The sequence below is a fragment of the Succiniclasticum ruminis DSM 9236 genome (genome assembly GCF_900112895.1).
Taxonomy (GTDB): domain Bacteria; phylum Bacillota; class Negativicutes; order Acidaminococcales; family Acidaminococcaceae; genus Succiniclasticum; species Succiniclasticum ruminis.
In genome coordinates, this window is record NZ_FONL01000005.1 from 38,379 (window position 1) to 53,642 (window position 15,264).

At 52.1% G+C, this 15,264-nt stretch carries 14 protein-coding genes and 2 tRNA genes; 12 read left to right on the top strand and 4 right to left on the bottom strand.

The genetic code is table 11. From position 1 onward, the window contains the following. Window positions 1-15 precede the first annotated feature (15 nt). From BM159_RS05330 to BM159_RS05340, 3 genes are all read left to right on the top strand, one after another. Window positions 16-1,305 carry an adenylosuccinate synthase gene (locus BM159_RS05330; RefSeq protein WP_093913231.1) on the top strand — a complete coding sequence of 430 codons (1,290 nt, stop codon included), beginning with the start codon at window positions 16-18 and terminating at the stop codon, window positions 1,303-1,305. A 74-nt stretch (window positions 1,306-1,379) separates the two neighbouring features. Next, window positions 1,380-1,871: a DUF3783 domain-containing protein gene (locus BM159_RS05335; protein WP_093913232.1), complete on the top strand. Its 492-nt coding sequence runs from the start codon at window positions 1,380-1,382 to the stop codon at window positions 1,869-1,871. A 74-nt stretch (window positions 1,872-1,945) separates the two neighbouring features. After that, window positions 1,946-3,064, top strand: a complete 1,119-nt coding sequence (locus tag BM159_RS05340) for an alkaline phosphatase family protein (RefSeq protein WP_218149520.1) — start codon at window positions 1,946-1,948, stop codon at window positions 3,062-3,064. A gap of 77 nt (window positions 3,065-3,141) precedes the next feature. Here BM159_RS05340 and thpR read toward each other — a convergent pair whose 3' ends face one another. Continuing rightward, window positions 3,142-3,642, bottom strand: coding sequence for an RNA 2',3'-cyclic phosphodiesterase (thpR, locus tag BM159_RS05345; RefSeq protein ID WP_093913233.1), 501 nt, complete (start codon window positions 3,640-3,642; stop codon window positions 3,142-3,144). A gap of 536 nt (window positions 3,643-4,178) precedes the next feature. On the opposite strand from thpR, the gene BM159_RS05350 reads away from it, so the two are divergent. The 4 genes from BM159_RS05350 (at window position 4,179) to BM159_RS05365 (ending at window position 7,849) form a co-directional block, all read left to right on the top strand. After that, entirely contained in the window at window positions 4,179-4,751 is a 573-nt protein-coding gene (locus tag BM159_RS05350) for a biotin transporter BioY (protein WP_218149521.1), read from the top strand. A 150-nt stretch (window positions 4,752-4,901) separates the two neighbouring features. Then, window positions 4,902-6,164 (top strand): thiolase family protein, encoded by a 1,263-nt coding sequence (locus tag BM159_RS05355; RefSeq protein WP_093913235.1) that lies wholly within the window; start codon window positions 4,902-4,904, stop codon window positions 6,162-6,164. A gap of 101 nt (window positions 6,165-6,265) precedes the next feature. Beyond that, window positions 6,266-7,660, top strand: a complete 1,395-nt coding sequence (locus BM159_RS05360) for an AMP-binding protein (protein WP_177205930.1) — start codon at window positions 6,266-6,268, stop codon at window positions 7,658-7,660. A gap of 113 nt (window positions 7,661-7,773) precedes the next feature. After that, window positions 7,774-7,849: transfer RNA gene (locus BM159_RS05365), tRNA-Lys, on the top strand. Window positions 7,850-7,942: 93 nt separating this feature from the next. On the opposite strand, the gene BM159_RS05370 is transcribed toward BM159_RS05365, so the two are convergent. Continuing rightward, the gene (locus BM159_RS05370; RefSeq protein ID WP_093913237.1) at window positions 7,943-8,887 is read right to left on the bottom strand and encodes a calcium/sodium antiporter; all 945 of its coding nucleotides are present in this window, start codon (window positions 8,885-8,887) and stop codon (window positions 7,943-7,945) included. Window positions 8,888-9,028: 141 nt separating this feature from the next. Then, complete coding sequence (locus BM159_RS05375) at window positions 9,029-9,604, bottom strand: hypothetical protein (RefSeq protein ID WP_093913238.1); 576 nt, start codon at window positions 9,602-9,604, stop codon at window positions 9,029-9,031. A gap of 337 nt (window positions 9,605-9,941) precedes the next feature. On the opposite strand from BM159_RS05375, the gene BM159_RS05380 reads away from it, so the two are divergent. From BM159_RS05380 to BM159_RS05400, 5 genes are all read left to right on the top strand, one after another. Beyond that, window positions 9,942-10,952 (top strand): ABC transporter substrate-binding protein, encoded by a 1,011-nt coding sequence (locus BM159_RS05380; protein WP_245763648.1) that lies wholly within the window; start codon window positions 9,942-9,944, stop codon window positions 10,950-10,952. A gap of 241 nt (window positions 10,953-11,193) precedes the next feature. Next, window positions 11,194-12,078 carry an ABC transporter permease gene (locus tag BM159_RS05385; protein ID WP_093913240.1) on the top strand — a complete coding sequence of 295 codons (885 nt, stop codon included), beginning with the start codon at window positions 11,194-11,196 and terminating at the stop codon, window positions 12,076-12,078. Then, the gene (locus tag BM159_RS05390) at window positions 12,078-12,872 is read left to right on the top strand and encodes an ABC transporter ATP-binding protein (protein WP_093913241.1); all 795 of its coding nucleotides are present in this window, start codon (window positions 12,078-12,080) and stop codon (window positions 12,870-12,872) included. The genes BM159_RS05385 and BM159_RS05390 overlap by 1 nt, the downstream gene beginning before the upstream one ends. A 2-nt stretch (window positions 12,873-12,874) precedes the next feature. Beyond that, window positions 12,875-13,819, top strand: a complete 945-nt coding sequence (locus BM159_RS05395) for an AEC family transporter (RefSeq protein WP_093913242.1) — start codon at window positions 12,875-12,877, stop codon at window positions 13,817-13,819. A gap of 156 nt (window positions 13,820-13,975) precedes the next feature. Beyond that, window positions 13,976-14,049, top strand: a tRNA-Gly gene (locus tag BM159_RS05400). Between the two features lie 38 nt (window positions 14,050-14,087). On the opposite strand, the gene BM159_RS05405 is transcribed toward BM159_RS05400, so the two are convergent. Further along, window positions 14,088-15,008: an HlyD family secretion protein gene (locus BM159_RS05405; RefSeq protein WP_177205931.1), complete on the bottom strand. Its 921-nt coding sequence runs from the start codon at window positions 15,006-15,008 to the stop codon at window positions 14,088-14,090. Window positions 15,009-15,264: the final 256 nt, after the last annotated feature.

The window sequence follows — 15,264 nt, forward strand, 5'->3', positions numbered from 1 at the left end:
GGAGATGTAAACAGTATGTCATCAGTTGTTGTAATTGGCGCCCAGTGGGGCGATGAAGGAAAAGGCAAAATTGTTGATTACCTGGCGCAGAAAGCGGACGCGGTAGTGCGCTACAGCGGCGGCTCCAACGCGGGGCACACCGTTGTGGTAAACGACGTGCCCTATAAACTGCGGTTGCTGCCTTCCGGGATTTTGTATCACGGGAAGATGTGCGTGCTGGGCAACGGGGTAGTGATCAACCCCGGCGTGGTGCTGCAGGAAATCAAAGAGATGCACGACAAGGGCGTGGACATCAGCCGCATCGCCATCAGCGACAGGGCTCACGTTGTTTTGCCCTACCATCAGAAGCTGGACGTTCTCCAGGAAGAAGCTCTGGGGGATAAAAAAATCGGCACGACCCGGGGCGGCATCGGACCCTGCTACATGGACAAGGTAGCCCGGGTGGGCATCCGTGTCTGCGACCTGATGGACCCGGAAGTGTTTGCGGAAAAACTGAAAGCCAACCTGGCAGCAAAAAATGAGATTATTACGAAGATTTACGGCGCTGAACCGTTTGATTACGAAACCGTATTGAAAGAATATCTGGGATATGCGGAAGAACTGCGTCCCTACGTAACGGATACCGGCGTAATTCTGGATGAACTGTTTGAAAAAGATAAAAAAGTCCTGTTTGAAGGGGCGCAGGCCACGTTCCTGGACATCGACCATGGAACCTATCCTTACGTGACCAGTTCCAACCCCACGGCGGGCAACGCCTGCGTGGGCAGCGGTATCGGTCCACGCTTCATCGATCATGTGGTAGGCGTGGTGAAAGCCTATACCACCCGGGTCGGCGCCGGTCCTTTCGTAACGGAACTGCTGGATACGGACGGCCCCGGGCACCAGATCCGGGAGACCGGCCACGAATACGGCACCGTCACGGGACGGCCCCGCCGCTGTGGCTGGCTGGATGCTTTCATGCTGCGGTATTCCGTGCGCCTGAACAGTCTGGACTCCATTGCGGTGACCCGTCTGGACGTGCTGGACCAGATGAAAAAGATCAAAATGTGCGTGGGATACAAGATTGACGGCGTAGAGATCAAACAGATCCCCGCCAGCCTGAAAACGCTGGGCAAGGTGGAACCGGTCTACGAAGAATTCAACGGCTGGATGTGCGATACCACGAAATGCCGCAAGTTTGAAGACCTGCCGGAAGGGGCGAAGAAATACCTGCGCCGCCTGTCGGAAGTGGCCGGCGTGGAACTGGGCATCGTGTCCGTAGGACCCAACCGGGAACAGACCATCGTGCTGAAGGAATTGATTTGAAATACGTGAAGAAAAGAATATAAAAATGAAAATCCCCGACAGTGTGCCGGGGATTTTTTAAAAGGTGAGCGGTTATGATTAAATCAGTATTGGCCTATAATTTTAACCCGGAACGGCTGCAGCAGCTCCGTCAGATCTGCATGATTTTAAAAGTGAACTTCAAGGCGGTGGAGCCGGAACAGTTTGACGACGCGGTGGGATTTCTCGCAGGCGTGAAGGACTGTCCCCAGGCTGCGGCGAATCCGCCGGAAAAGCAGGAAGAACAGCTTTTCGAAGCGCTGGAGGAAGCGGCCCAAAAAGCAGGGGAAGACCCGGAAACCGTGAAAAAGGAAGCCGCGGAGTCGCTGGCGCAGGCTGCGCAAAAAGAGATGGTCTTCCTGTGCGGCTTCGACATGCACCTGCTGAACCGGTTTCTGGCGGCGGTGAAGAAGGGGAAGCTGAAGAGTATAGAACTGAAAGCCATGCTCACCCCGTCCAACCGGCAGTGGAGCGGGCGGCATCTCCTGCAGGAACTGGCGGCGGAGCATGTGTATATGAAACAGTATGGGAAGAGCGTGCACAAATAAAAGTATTGACAGGTGATTATAGAATCTTTTAACCTGGAAGCCGGCTGCCTGTGCACAGAGGGAGGAATTCCTGTATGATGAACAGAGTCATGATCCTTGTAATTGACGGTTGTGCGCCGGAATACATTACGCCGGAGTTTGCGCCAAATATTCACAGACTGGCGGAACAGTTTGGCTTTTCCAAAACAGTGAAGGCTGTGGTACCCACCGTTACCAACGTGAACCACGCGTCGATTCTGTCAGGAAAATTTCCTTCGGAAACCGGTATGGCAGGCAATTATTATTACAATCCGGTTACGGGCGAAGAAGGCTTTATTGAAGAAAAAGGTTTTATGAAAGCGAAGACGCTGCTGCAGGCCTGCCGCAAGCGGGGATTGAAGACGGCGTTTCTGACGGTGAAGGGAAAACTGCTGGGAGTCTATGGCCATGCGGCGGACACCGGCATCAGCGTGCAGACGCCGGACGCGCCGCTGTTGCAAAAACTGGGCATTCCTGCCCCGCCGGGGGTCAGCAGTCTGGAAAGTTCCCGCTGGATCGTGGAAGCGGCCCTGGCTGTGATTAAAAAGGAAGACCCGGCGCTGGTGTATTGCACTACCAATGATTTCGGCTTCCATCATTTCGGACCGGAAGCACCGGAAGCGCAGTTGCAGATCCGGCAGATCGATGAAGCTGTGGCTGCCATCCACGAAGCGGATCCGGAACGGCAGATTTATATTACCGCCGACCACGGAATGAACCAGAAGCATCACCTGCTGGACTTTCAGCAGTTGGCGGACGAAGCGGGGCTGCATATTTACTGCCTGGCGCCGTTGAAAGACCGGTATAAAGAAAACCATGTGTACCAGGAAGGCGGCATTTTGTATCTGTTCCTGAAAAAACCGGAAGAGAACGAGGCGCTGCAGGAACTGATCCACTCCAGACCGGAGATTGAAGCCGTGATGACAAACAAAGAAGCAGCGGAAAGAATGCATCTGCCGCTGCAGGGTATCGGGGATTATGTAATTTTTACGGCGCCGGACTGCGCGTTTGGCGAACTGGGGGGAACCACTGCACTGGTGACGGATGCAAGCCGCACCCACGGTTCCCTGTACGAACAGGAAGTGCCGCTTCTGGCCATTCATCCTGCTGCGCCTGCGGAAGCTTATCAGTACAGCAAGGATATTGCGGCGGTGTTGTTTAAGTTGTTAGTATAATTTGTTGGTTACCCGGTATGCAGGCAAATGGATAGTATGATAAACTAAACGGCTTCTGTTTTGAATACAGAAGCCGTTTAGTTTTTCCCAATTTCTCCCACTTCGGTATAAATCATGCCGTGTTTGCCGCGGTCGGAGCGCATGAGGGATATGCGTTCCACCGGCATGGAAACTTTTTCAATCCGGATTCCGGGCATTGTTCCGGTGGCTTTACGGATCAGCGTGATGTGCGGTGAAAAACGTTTCCGGTCAAACGGAATATCGTATCCGGCCAACGCATGGCGGATGCGGCGTACCACGGCAGCCAGCGGCGCTGATTCATCCATGCCTGCCCACCACAGGTCACGGAAACAACCCATGCCCGAAAGAGAAAGGGTAAAAGCAGAAAAGGATACGGAAGAAAGCGCGTCCATCACCTGTTCTTTATCCGGATATTCTCCGATAAAGGCCAGGGTAAGGTGCATATTTTCCCTGGGCGTAAAATTGCCCCGGACACCCTCGCCATACATTTCGTCCTGTGCGGCAGAGAGGGCTTTTTTCATGGCATCTGACAAATTAATTGCGATAAAAAGCCTCATGGTTTTCTCCGTAATGCTAAGATAAACAGGAGATGTTCATGTAACAAACGTCCCTGAAATAAAAAATTTAAACGCCCGTGCATTGTTCCGACAACGTCACGGGCGTTTATCTATTGAATCTCGATAACCTCTGCAATGGACTCACTCCTTTTCGAATTATTCCTTATACCGCATTATCTATTTCGGGGGAACCACTCCTTTCTCATTTTAACTTCCGAAGTATCCTCATTTCCTTTTCCAACATTTCCCCGGTTGGGGGGACTTTCGGTACTTCCTTTGTTCACTTATAGTGTAGCAGAAGTTGTCAGAAAATACAAGCAAGTTTTGTGTTAAGAATATTACAGAATCAAAAAATAATGTGACGAAAGTGAAAAATCACAATGGTTAACTAAAAATAAAATATGGGTTGACAATAATCCGGGAAGTATTTATAATTAGAGACGTGGTTAACCTTAAACTTTTTAAGGATAACGAAACGCAATGAATGAAACGGTTGTAAAAAGCATTGCGTAATACTGATTCCGGAGATGAATAACATGGCACAGACTTCTGTAACGGCTTTACATCGCGAAACCGCGGCGGATAAGACCCGCAATCTGACTAAAATGGCGCTGTGCGTGGCGCTGCTGGCAATTTCTTCGTATCTGGCATTTCCCTTACCGTTTACCCCGGCCATGGTTGTGGGGACAACGATTATTGTTAATATGACAGCGTTTATTTTAAAACCCAATGACGCTTTCCTGGTCCTGCTGGCCTGGATGATCATCGGCGCGATCGGCGTTCCGGTGCTGCCCGGAGGTTCTGCCGGCCTGGGGCGTCTGGTGGGACCTACCGGCGGTTTCTATGTGGCCTTTGCCATTGCGGCCTGGCTGATGAGCAAGCTGCTGAACGGTTCCAACAGTTTTAAGAGGATGGTCTTCCTGGGCATCGCGGTGGGTATGCCGGTCATTTACGTGGGCGGCTGCATCTCCATGTACCTGGTGGCGCACATGGGTGTATGGGCCACGCTGGTGGCTGCGGTGTTCCCGTTCATCTTCGGCGATATTGTGAAGGTAGTTGCCGGCGCGTTCCTGGCTACCCGGATCAATGCAATAATGCGGAAAAACTGAGTTGAGTTTACGGGATGGTCACGCGTAAATAATTTTAGCAGAGTGCAGACGGATTCATCTGTGGTTTGTAAAGAAATAACGGTGATGGTGACACTTCCATAGAGTGCCCGGTCTGGCATCAGGCCGGGATTTTTTTATGAGGGACTGAGAATGGAAAAAGTATTTTTGCTGGGAGGCCTGCGCAGCCACATCGGGCTGACGGGCGGGATGTTTAAAACCATTCCTGCGGAGGAACTGGCTGCGGCCGTTTTACAAAAAGTAATTGAGAAATATCCCTGCGCGCTGCAGGCTGACGGACTAATCTGCGGCAATGCAGTGGGCACAGGCGGAAACATTACGCGGCTGGCGGCGCTGAAGGCCGGTCTTCCCATACATATTCCCGCGCTGATGGTAGACATGCAGTGCGCTTCCGCGGCGGCGTCCATTGAACTGGCTATGACCAAAATCGGCAGCGGCATGGCGGATGTGCTGATCGCGGGCGGATTCGAATCAACCTCCATGCAGCCCACGCGTGTTTACGCAAAAGCAGACCCCCGTTATACGGAAGCAGGTTTTACCGTAGCGCAGTTTTCGCCGGATACCACCAGCGCGAAAGCAATGTTGGAGGGCGCCGAACGGACCTGCCAGAAGTACGGTTTTACCCGGGAGGAACTGGATGCATTTGCGGTACGGAGCCATCAGCTGGCCAAGAAGGCCAGGGAAGAAAAACGGCTGCAGGATGTTGTGGTTTCTGTGTTTGGCAGTGAGTGCGACGAAGGAATCCGCGACAGGATGAGCCCGAAGCTGGCAAGCCGGATGCCAAAGTTGTTTACGGCAGAAGAAGTTGCGGCCTTGTGCCGGGAACAGCGCACCGAAACAGAATCAGGTGGGAAGTCTGACAGCAAAAGCGGTGCCGGCAGCGAAAACGGTGCGGGATTTCCAAATGAAAAGAGTGCAGTGACTCCGCTGCTGACGGCTGCCAACGCCTGCCTAACGAATGACGGGGCGGCCTTTGTGATTCTGGTTTCGCAAAAAGCGCTTGAGAAATATAATCTGCAGCCGGAAACGGAACTGCTGGCCGGATTTGAGTGGGGCGTGGATCCCCGCTATAGTCCGGAAGGGGCCATAGAAACAGGATCCGGCTTATTGCAACGCTGCGGGTTACAACCGGAAGAAATCGATGTGTTTGAATATAATGAAGCCTTTGCGGTAATCAGCGCGCTGTTTGCCGGAAAGCATCCTGACCTGGCGGAACGCTACTGTCCCTGGGGCGGCGCCCTGGCCTACGGGCATCCGTACGGCGCCTCGGGAGCCATTCTGCTGCTTCATCTGTGGCAGGAACTGAAACAAAGGAACGGCAGGCTGGGATTGTTGAGCATCGCCGGTGCCGGTGGTCTGGGCACGGCGCTGCTGGTGAAAAATAGTAAACTGTAATAATAATCTGGATTTGTTGTTCATACATATGCTGTAAGGAACAGACATGAGCAAAACATCGGGAAGGATTGCGAAATTGCATGGACTCATTTGGAGAACCTATGGATTACGTTACACTGTTACAAAAATATGCAAAAGAAAAAGAGAACACGCCGTATCTTATTCTGAAAGACAGGCAGATCACTTACAGGCAGGCTTATAAAGATGTCCGCGGGTTTGTTGCGTCGGAATGGAAGCAGCAGTTTCCGAAAGATTATAAAACAAGCGTGCTGATTCTGTCGGAGGACGTGTATCACCAGCTGCTGGCCTTTCTGGCAGTGATGGCAGCGGGGCAGATTCCCATCATCGGTCATTACGACCTGCCGCAGGATGCGGAGAACAAGCTGGTTGAGAAGAACCGCATCGGGTTTGTGCTGGAAGAAAAGGCCGGCAGGTGGACGTTAAAGCTGGGCGTAAGTGAACCGGGCGAAGCGGAGCAACGCGTTGCAGAAAAGCAGAATACACAGGAAACAGCAAAGTTTGTTCCGGCAAAGGTTCTTTTCCAGAATGCCTGCATGGGCGTGCTGAGCAGTGGCTCCACGGATGTTCCCAAGGTGATGTACCGCACCTACGAAAGCTGGGGGGGATTTATCCCGGAACAGAACCGGCGTTTCCGTATTGGCGGCGACGCGGTTGTCTTTACGGAAGGAAGCTTCAGTTTTACTGGCAATCTCAGTATCTGGGCTTCGGTGATTTATGCGGGCTGCACCCTGGCTGTCAGCGAGATCTTCAGCTGCCGCCAGTGGCTGGAAGTGATAGAGCAGCACCATGTTACTGTATTGTATCTGGTTCCGGCCAAGCTGAAGGCGCTGACCCGGTATTTACAGAAAGAATACCCTTCCGTGAAGATGATCCTGGCAGGCTCCCAGCTGCTGGGGGCTAAAACCTCGGAAAAACTGAAAAAGTTTTTCCCGGCAAGTGAAATCATTTTATATTACGGCGCCAGCGAACTGGATTATATTACCTGGCTGAGTTATGAGGAAGTGCTGCGTTTCCCTGACAGTGTGGGCAAACCGGTGCCCGGCGTAAAGGTCTGGGTGGAAGACGGTCTGATTTATATCGATACGCCGTACCACGTGGAAGGACTGCGGCAGCCCTGCACCCTTCATGACACGGGATACTTTAATGAAGAAGGATACCTGATATTCAACGGACGGGAAGGCGATATCATCAATAAAGGCGGCTTCAAGATCAGCTGCACGAAAATTGAAAACGCCCTGTGTTCGGTGCCGGACGTGGTCCAGGCTGTCGTGCTGCCCTACGACGATGCGGGCCGGGGACAGGAGGCGGCGGCTTTTGTAATCTGTGACGGGGAAATTTCCCGTCAGGAACTGCGGCAGCATTTGAAACAGCTGCTGATGCAGCAGGAGATGCCCAAGCGGATTATTTTCCTGAAAGAGATTCCATTGAACAGCCGGGGGAAGACAGACAAAAAGAGACTGCTGGCGTTGCTGTAACAGGGACTGTTTTTCCCACCAGCAAACAGCGGGTAAACCGTTTTTTCAAAAACTTCTTGACAAACGTTATATAAAACCTTATAATACTCACGTTACGGAAGTAACGCCCATGTGGTCCATTAGCTCAGTTGGCAGAGCACCTGACTTTTAATCAGGGTGTCCCGCGTTCGAGTCGCGGATGGATCACCATTTTTTTTGCCCATTTTTAGAAAATAAAAAAGCCGGACTGAAGTCATGCAGATGCAGTTGCTTCAGTCCGGCTTTTTTACTGAGCCGGAATTATCAAACTAACGCTATATACGCATAGGCCGCATAGCAGGCCACCAGCAGCACGCCTTCCCAGCGGGCGATTTTCATCTGTGTGTATCCGAAGATCAGTAACAGTATGGTAGCGCCTACCGCTACATAGGCGTCGCTGAGGAAATTGGGGGCGCAGGGGATAGGGAGAATCAGGGCGGAAGTACCCAGTACAAACAAAAGGTTAAAAATACAGCTGCCCACTACATTGCCTACCGCCAGGTCTGCATTGCCCCGCAACGCCGCTGTGACCGAAGTCACCAGCTCCGGCAGGGACGTGCCCAGCGCCACGATGGTCAGACCGATGACCCGGTCGCTGATGTTGAAAATCTTGGCCAGCGCAACGGCGGCGTCCACGGCGTAATCGCTGCTGACCAGGATTACGACAAGGCCTGCGATGGTAAGGGCGATAAGCTTCCAGATGGATGGGGCTTCTGCAGTTGTTTCAGCCTGCGGAGCCTCTGCCGGTTTTTGTTTTGCCTGGCGCAGCAGGTAGGCGATGTAAAGCAGAAGGCCCGCCCATAAAATGGCGCCGTCCAGTCTGGTGATGAGGCCGTCCCTGCCCATCAGCACGAATACTGCGGTGACAAGGATGGTAAAAGGCATCTCGTAACGGACGGTGGAGCGCTCTATCTTTAACGGGACGATGGCTGCCACAACACCCAGAATAATGAAGATGTTCATAATGTTGCTGCCGATTACGTTACCGATGGAGATGCCGGCACTTCCTTTGGCAGCAGCGGCAATAGATACCGCGGCTTCCGGCGCGCTGGTGCCCATGGCCACGATGGTAAGCCCGATGATCAGTTCCGAAATGCCGAACTTTTTGGCGATTCCGGAGGCACCGTCCACAAACAGGTCGGCTCCTTTTACCAGCAGGGTAAAGCCGACAATCAAAATCGCAAGTTGTTTGATGATTTCTACATCCATAAATTAAAACACAATCCTTTACGTTACAGTTTTTTAAATATAATTCCCGGAAGGGACCAATCAGAAATTGCAACAGCGGTTTTTCAGTGCAGTTTAGCGAAACCGGACCGGTTATCCGCCCCAGAGTTAGTAAAGCGCTTCTCAGTTCTGCTGTTGGAACATGGACAGGGGCATGCCGCCGATCGTGTTTTCCCAATCTTTGTGGGGACCGGTAAGGGCAGCGATTTTCTGCGCCGCAGAGTCGGCCAGGAGCACCTGTCCCTGCATTTCGCCCGCAGCCCGGAAGAGGACCTTGCCGCTTACGGAATCCCGGATGGAGAATGCAACAGGCCGGACTTCGAAGACGCCCGCGTTGGTGATCTTGATATCGGAGAAGATCTGTCCGCAGAACACGCCGTCGCTGAGCATGGGTTTTCCGTAAATGTTCAGAGGAACGATTTTTGCTTTGATGGGAACCGTAATCAGGTTTACGACATCATTAACCACCCGGACATCGTCTTTGTGATCGTGGAAATAATAAACGTCGTACATCTGGTGATTATTAGTGGACTGGGATGTATAGAGGAACAGGTGGTTCAGGATCAGCGCGTCGGTGGTATTTACGTACATGGGGTTGTTCTTAACAGCGTATCGGCCCAGGTATGTCCACTGTTCGGCATAAGCGCCGGTGCTAAACAGCATGATTGCCATCAGGCAGAGTAAAATCCGTTTCAGCATGGATATCATCCTTTCTTAATTCTTAATCAACTACATTTACTATAGTATGAAAAAACAGGATTTGCAAGAGTCCTTTTGGCATGACTGTAGCTTAACCGTTACTTTTTTAACAGCTTTTTTACAGAAAATGGCAGTACATAACGGATAAAAGGGAAGAATTATGCAAAAGCTATTTACTTTATCGGTGTTTCCGCTTACAATATACTATGTATAGTTATAAGTAAGGGACTGTGAAGAAATAATGTAACAGTTTCCAGGAGGCAATCATGGATTACAGAACACATAGAAATGGATTGCCTGTAACTGTATTAAAAAATGAGGGAAGGAAATGAGGGACATGTTCAAATTATCCGGATCTAAAATGAAAGCTTTGGCAGCAGCCCTGATGCTGACGCTGGCAGTAGGAATGGCCGGCTGTGGCGGCGGAGACAAAAAACCGGCACCGAAGGTAGAGAAGAAATTTAATGTTGGTATTGTTCAGCTGGTAGAACATGCGGCTCTGGACGCTGCCAATAAAGGCTTTGTTGACGGTTTGGCCAAAAACGGCTTTAAAGAAGGACAGAACATCACTTTTGACCGGCAGAATGCGCAGGCGGACCAGTCAAACCTGCAGAACATCGCGAACCGGTTTGTCAACAACAAAGTGGATCTGATCTGTGCCATCGCCACCCCGTCCGCGCAGTCAGTAGCCAATGCGACAAAGAATATTCCGATTGTCGGAACGGCCATTACCGATTATAAATCCGCGAAACTGGTAAAAGATGCCGCGAAACCGGGCACCAACGTAACCGGCACCACGGACATGAACCCCATTAAGGAACAGGTTGAGCTGCTGCAGAAAGTGGTTCCCACCGCAAAGAATGTGGGCGTTATTTACTGCTCCAGCGAAGTGAACAGCCAGATCCAGGTTGAGATCCTGAAGAAAGAAGCGGCGGCAAAAGGCCTGACGGTCAAAGAAGCCACGGTTTCCACCGTTAACGATATCCAGCAGGCAGCCCACAGCCTGATCGGCAAGATTGACGCCCTGTATATTCCTACCGATAATATCATGGCTTCCGCCATGCCTACCCTGTGCAAGGTGACCGATGAAGTCAAACTGCCGGTCATCTGTGCGGAACCCGGCGAAGTGAAGGCCGGCGGTCTGATTACTCTGGGCATCGATTATTACATGCTGGGCGAAGAGACCGGCGCCATGGCGGCGGAGATCCTGAACGGCAAGGCGAAGCCCCAGGATATGGCGATCCGTTCCCAGAAAGAGTTTAAGGCTGTCGTAAACCAGAAGAAAGCCGATCAGCTGGGCATCAAGATCCCGGCGGAACTGCTGAAGGGCGCGGAAGTAATCAAGTAATCTGTTTGGTTCGATATAGCGGGAACTGTGGAGAATTCTATTTACAGTTTTCTTAATCTGATGGTGACAGGCAGGGCCGGATCCGTCGTAACAAACGGATCCGTTCCTTTTTATATATAAGGTTTTGCAGTTCGGGAACAGCAGTTTGCGCTCCGGCAGCTGCGCAGCCTTATTCATGCGGTGTTTCCGCAATATATTTTATAAGTTTTACATTTTACAAGAGATTCGAGGTCAATGTTTTATGAGTAACCTGGCTGTGTCCACGGTGGCACAAGGTTTGTTGTGGGCCGTAATGGCCCTTGGCGTGTATGTAACATTTCGTGTACTGGATCTGGCGGACCTGACCTGTGAAGGCAGTTTCCCGCTGGGAGCAGCAACGGCGGCGACGCTGATGGCAAGCGGCCACAGTGTCAGCACGGCGATTCTGGCGGCTGCAGTGGCCGGCATGCTGGCCGGCGCTGTAACGGGTTTCCTGACGACAAAAATGAAAATTCCGGCACTGCTGGCGGGAATTCTGACGATGATTGCGCTGTATTCCGTGAATCTGCGCATCATGGGCAAGGCGAACCTGTCCCTGCTTGGTGTGGATACGGTATTTACCTATACCCAGCAGGCGCTGGGCCTGAATAATGCGTATACCACTTTTGTGGTGGGGCTGGCCGCGACGTTGATTATCGGTATCGGCATGTACTGGTTTTTCGGGACGGAAATCGGCGCGGCCATCCGCGCGACCGGCTTTAACCAGCAGATGATCCGGGCCCAGGGCGTGAACACGGATATGACCATTATTCTGGGTCTCATCATCAGCAATGCCCTGATTTCCATTTCAGGCGCGCTGGTAGGCCAGAACAACGGCTTCGCGGACGTAGGCATGGGCGTCGGCACCATCGTTATCGGTCTGGCGTCGGTCATTATCGGCGAGGTGCTGTTCGGCACCCGCAGCTTTAAAAATTGCATGATTTCCGTGGTGCTGGGTTCTGTCGTGTACCGTATCGTCATTGCCGTGGTACTGCAGATGGGCATGCCGCCCAACGATTTGAAGCTCTTTACTTCCGTGCTGGTGGCGATTGCGCTGTCCATGCCGCTGATCAAGGCTAAGTTCAAGGGCAGAAAGGTGGCGCGCTGATGTTACAGGTTGAGCATATTTATAAAACATTTTTCCCCGGAACCATCAATGAGAAAAAGGCTCTCGTGGACACCACCCTGCACCTGAAACCGGGCGACTTCACTACGGTAATCGGCAGCAACGGGGCCGGTAAGTCCACCATGCTGAACGCCATTGCCGGCGTCTGGCCCATTGATAAAGGACGTATCGTCATTGACGGCGTGGATATTACGAAAGAACCGGAGCACAAACGGGCCCGGTACATCGGCCGGGTGTTCCAGGATCCCATGTTGGGAACGGCAGCCGGTATGATGATCGAAGAGAACCTGGCCATCGCGTCACGGCGGGGGCAGTTCCCGGGTCTCAGCTGGAGCAGCAGCAGCGAACAGCATGACCGTTTTTATGAAATGCTGAAAGAGCTGAACCTGGGATTGGAAGACCGTATGACCGCCCACGTAGGCCTGCTTTCCGGCGGGCAGCGGCAGGCCCTGACCCTGCTGATGGCTACCATTAAAAAACCGAAATTATTATTGTTGGATGAGCACACGGCTGCGCTGGATCCGAAAACGGCGGAAAAAGTCCTGGAACTGACGGATACCATTGTGGAACGGGACCATCTGACGACCCTGATGATCACCCATAACATGCGTGACGCCCTGCGTTTCGGCAACCGCCTGATCATGATGCATGAGGGCCGGGTGCTGATCGATGTGGACGGCGAAGAAAAGAAAAACCTGAAGATTGCCGACCTGCTGGCGATGTTTGAGAAAGCCAGCGGCGACGGAATGGCCAGTGATAAGCTGCTGCTGGGGTAATCATGGAGCAACATTTTATTGTTGCGGTAAAAGCAATCATCCCCCTGTTTCTTCTGATCGGCATGGGCATCTTTGTCCGCTGGCGGAAGATGCTGACGGATACGGAACTGAAGCATGTAAATGCGATGATTTTCCGGGTGTTCTTTTTCTGCATGATGTTTTACAACATGTATACGACCACAATCGCGACCGCGCTGCGGCCCCGGTTGCTGGCATTTACCGTTGCGGGGCTGTTTATCATGCTGATGCTGTCCGCTGTGGTGGTATGCACGGTGGAAAAGGATAACCGGTCCCGGGGGGCGATGCTGCAGGCGCTGTTCCGCAGCAACTTCGTGCTGCTGGGACTGCCGCTGGTGGAAAACATCTTCGGGCAGGAAGCGCTGGCGGTTCCTACGATGATGATTGCCGTGGTCTCCCCAATCTATAATTCAGTGAGTGTCTTCTTCCTGGAAAGCTTCCGGGGGGAAGGGCGCTTTTCGTTGCTGGATACGCTGCGGACGGTGCTGCAGAATCCTATGATCATAGGCGCGATTTTGGGTGCGTTTTTTATGATTACCGGGATCACGGTGCCGGAACCGGTCTTAAAACCGATCCGCCAGATTGCATCCTGCACGTCTCCGGTGGCCCTGTTGATTTTAGGTGCCTCGTTCCAGTTCGGGACAATCAGCGAAGAAAAACGGAACCTGATTATTGTGGTGGCAGGCCGGCTGATCGTGATACCGGCGCTGGTGCTGGGAACAGCCTATTACATGGGGTTCCGGGGCGTGGATTTTGTCACGTTGCTTTGCATTTTTGCCACTCCCTGCGCAGTGGCCAGCTTTGCCATGGCGCAGCAGCTGGGCAGTAACGCGGAACTGGCAGGCAACAGCGTGGTGCTGACCTCCGCGTTCTCCAGTGTCACGTTGTTCTTCTGGGTCATGCTGTTCCAGGTGTTGGGAGTGTTTTGAAGAAAGCACGGACCCGGCTAACGCGCAGATGGATCAGTCAGTGCTTTCCAAATAGTTGTTTTCCCCGGTGTTGCCAAAAAAACAAAAACGTGCTATTATTTTACAGTACCTTATGAAGAGGGAACGTTTTAGAATAAATTAGAGTTGCTTCATCATGCGGGCATAGTTCATCGGTAGAATGAAAGCTTCCCAAGCTTTAGAGGTGGGTTCGATTCCCATTGCCCGCTCCATAAAAAATAACTCCTGTCGTTTGGCAGGAGTTTTATTTTTATGCGGGGTTTTCCTTCAACGCAATGGTGACTTCTACAGCGGTTCCTTCTGGCAGATCTTCCGGTTTCTGGCTGCTGAACAGTGTCACCGTATTCTGTTCAATCTTGCGGATGACGGCAGGGAAGTCCTTTTTGCTTCCGGCTGCCGTTACGGTGGCTTCTGCCCCTTCCGCAAGCCGGTGGTCTGCGGTTTTGGCATGAACCAGGATAGTGCAGTCCGTGGCAGAGATGATCTGCATGACGGGCTGTTCTTTTTTTACCGCTTCCCCGTTTTTGACCCATATCTGCCGGACAGTGCCGGTGGAAGGGCTGACAATCTCGCTGCCTTCCACGGTAAGGATCGTGGCATCATAGGCAGCCCGCTGTTTTTGCACCTGCTGTTCCAATGCGGCCAGTTCTTCCGGCGTATAGGCGCGGCTGACCTGGTCATAACGGGCCTGGGCGGCGGCGAGACTGGCCCGGGCACTTTCCAGGTTCAGCTGGGCCTGCTGCAGCCGGTTGCGGCTGATACCGCCCACGTCATACAGGCGTTTCATCTTATTATAATTCTGCTCGGCGTTCTGTACCTCGCTCCGGGCGCTTTGCACAGCGGAAGCGGCGGACGCGCGGCTGGCATCGCTGTTTCCCTGGGACGCATTGTTCAGCCGGGCCTGGGCTTTAGCCAGTTCCGTGGCGGCTTTTTCCACTTCCGGGTTTTCATCCTGCGTTCCCAGCCCGAACAAAGGCTGGCCCTTGCGGATCCGTTCCCCGGTTTCCAGGATGAGGCCGCGGATTTCACCGTCTACGGGCGCTTTGACAGTATACAGGACCGCTTCGGTCCTGCCCTGCAGACGGATATTTTTATCTGCAGCTTTGGGTTTGCCGCAGGCCGCTGTCAGAATCAGACAGACCAGCAGCATAAGCATACACAATTTTTTCATCAGAGCTCTCCGGTATTTTGTAATCTGTAGTATTTTGTAATTTACAATTTCCTGTAACTTTTGTTTCCCTAGCATTGTATTACATTTCCTGATTCTTGTCACATACTATCACGAAAAAACGTCTTTTTTGTGAAAAGGGGGCATTTTTGGAAAATCTTCCTAAAAAACGAGTGTAAAGAAGTTTACAATGAAATGTAAAATGTTATATAATGTTTTAGAAAAGTGTTTTAAATGTTATATGATTTGAATTGATTTT

Coding starts and splice junctions, on each gene's coding strand:
- BM159_RS05330 (WP_093913231.1), top strand. CDS start 16: ATGTCATCAGTTGTTGTAATTGGCGCCCAGTGGGGCGATGAAGGAAAA.
- BM159_RS05335 (WP_093913232.1), top strand. CDS start 1,380: ATGATTAAATCAGTATTGGCCTATAATTTTAACCCGGAACGGCTGCAG.
- BM159_RS05340 (WP_218149520.1), top strand. CDS start 1,946: ATGATGAACAGAGTCATGATCCTTGTAATTGACGGTTGTGCGCCGGAA.
- thpR (WP_093913233.1), bottom strand. CDS start 3,642: ATGAGGCTTTTTATCGCAATTAATTTGTCAGATGCCATGAAAAAAGCC.
- BM159_RS05350 (WP_218149521.1), top strand. CDS start 4,179: ATGGCACAGACTTCTGTAACGGCTTTACATCGCGAAACCGCGGCGGAT.
- BM159_RS05355 (WP_093913235.1), top strand. CDS start 4,902: ATGGAAAAAGTATTTTTGCTGGGAGGCCTGCGCAGCCACATCGGGCTG.
- BM159_RS05360 (WP_177205930.1), top strand. CDS start 6,266: ATGGATTACGTTACACTGTTACAAAAATATGCAAAAGAAAAAGAGAAC.
- BM159_RS05370 (WP_093913237.1), bottom strand. CDS start 8,887: ATGGATGTAGAAATCATCAAACAACTTGCGATTTTGATTGTCGGCTTT.
- BM159_RS05375 (WP_093913238.1), bottom strand. CDS start 9,604: ATGCTGAAACGGATTTTACTCTGCCTGATGGCAATCATGCTGTTTAGC.
- BM159_RS05380 (WP_245763648.1), top strand. CDS start 9,942: ATGTTCAAATTATCCGGATCTAAAATGAAAGCTTTGGCAGCAGCCCTG.
- BM159_RS05385 (WP_093913240.1), top strand. CDS start 11,194: ATGAGTAACCTGGCTGTGTCCACGGTGGCACAAGGTTTGTTGTGGGCC.
- BM159_RS05390 (WP_093913241.1), top strand. CDS start 12,078: ATGTTACAGGTTGAGCATATTTATAAAACATTTTTCCCCGGAACCATC.
- BM159_RS05395 (WP_093913242.1), top strand. CDS start 12,875: ATGGAGCAACATTTTATTGTTGCGGTAAAAGCAATCATCCCCCTGTTT.
- BM159_RS05405 (WP_177205931.1), bottom strand. CDS start 15,008: ATGAAAAAATTGTGTATGCTTATGCTGCTGGTCTGTCTGATTCTGACA.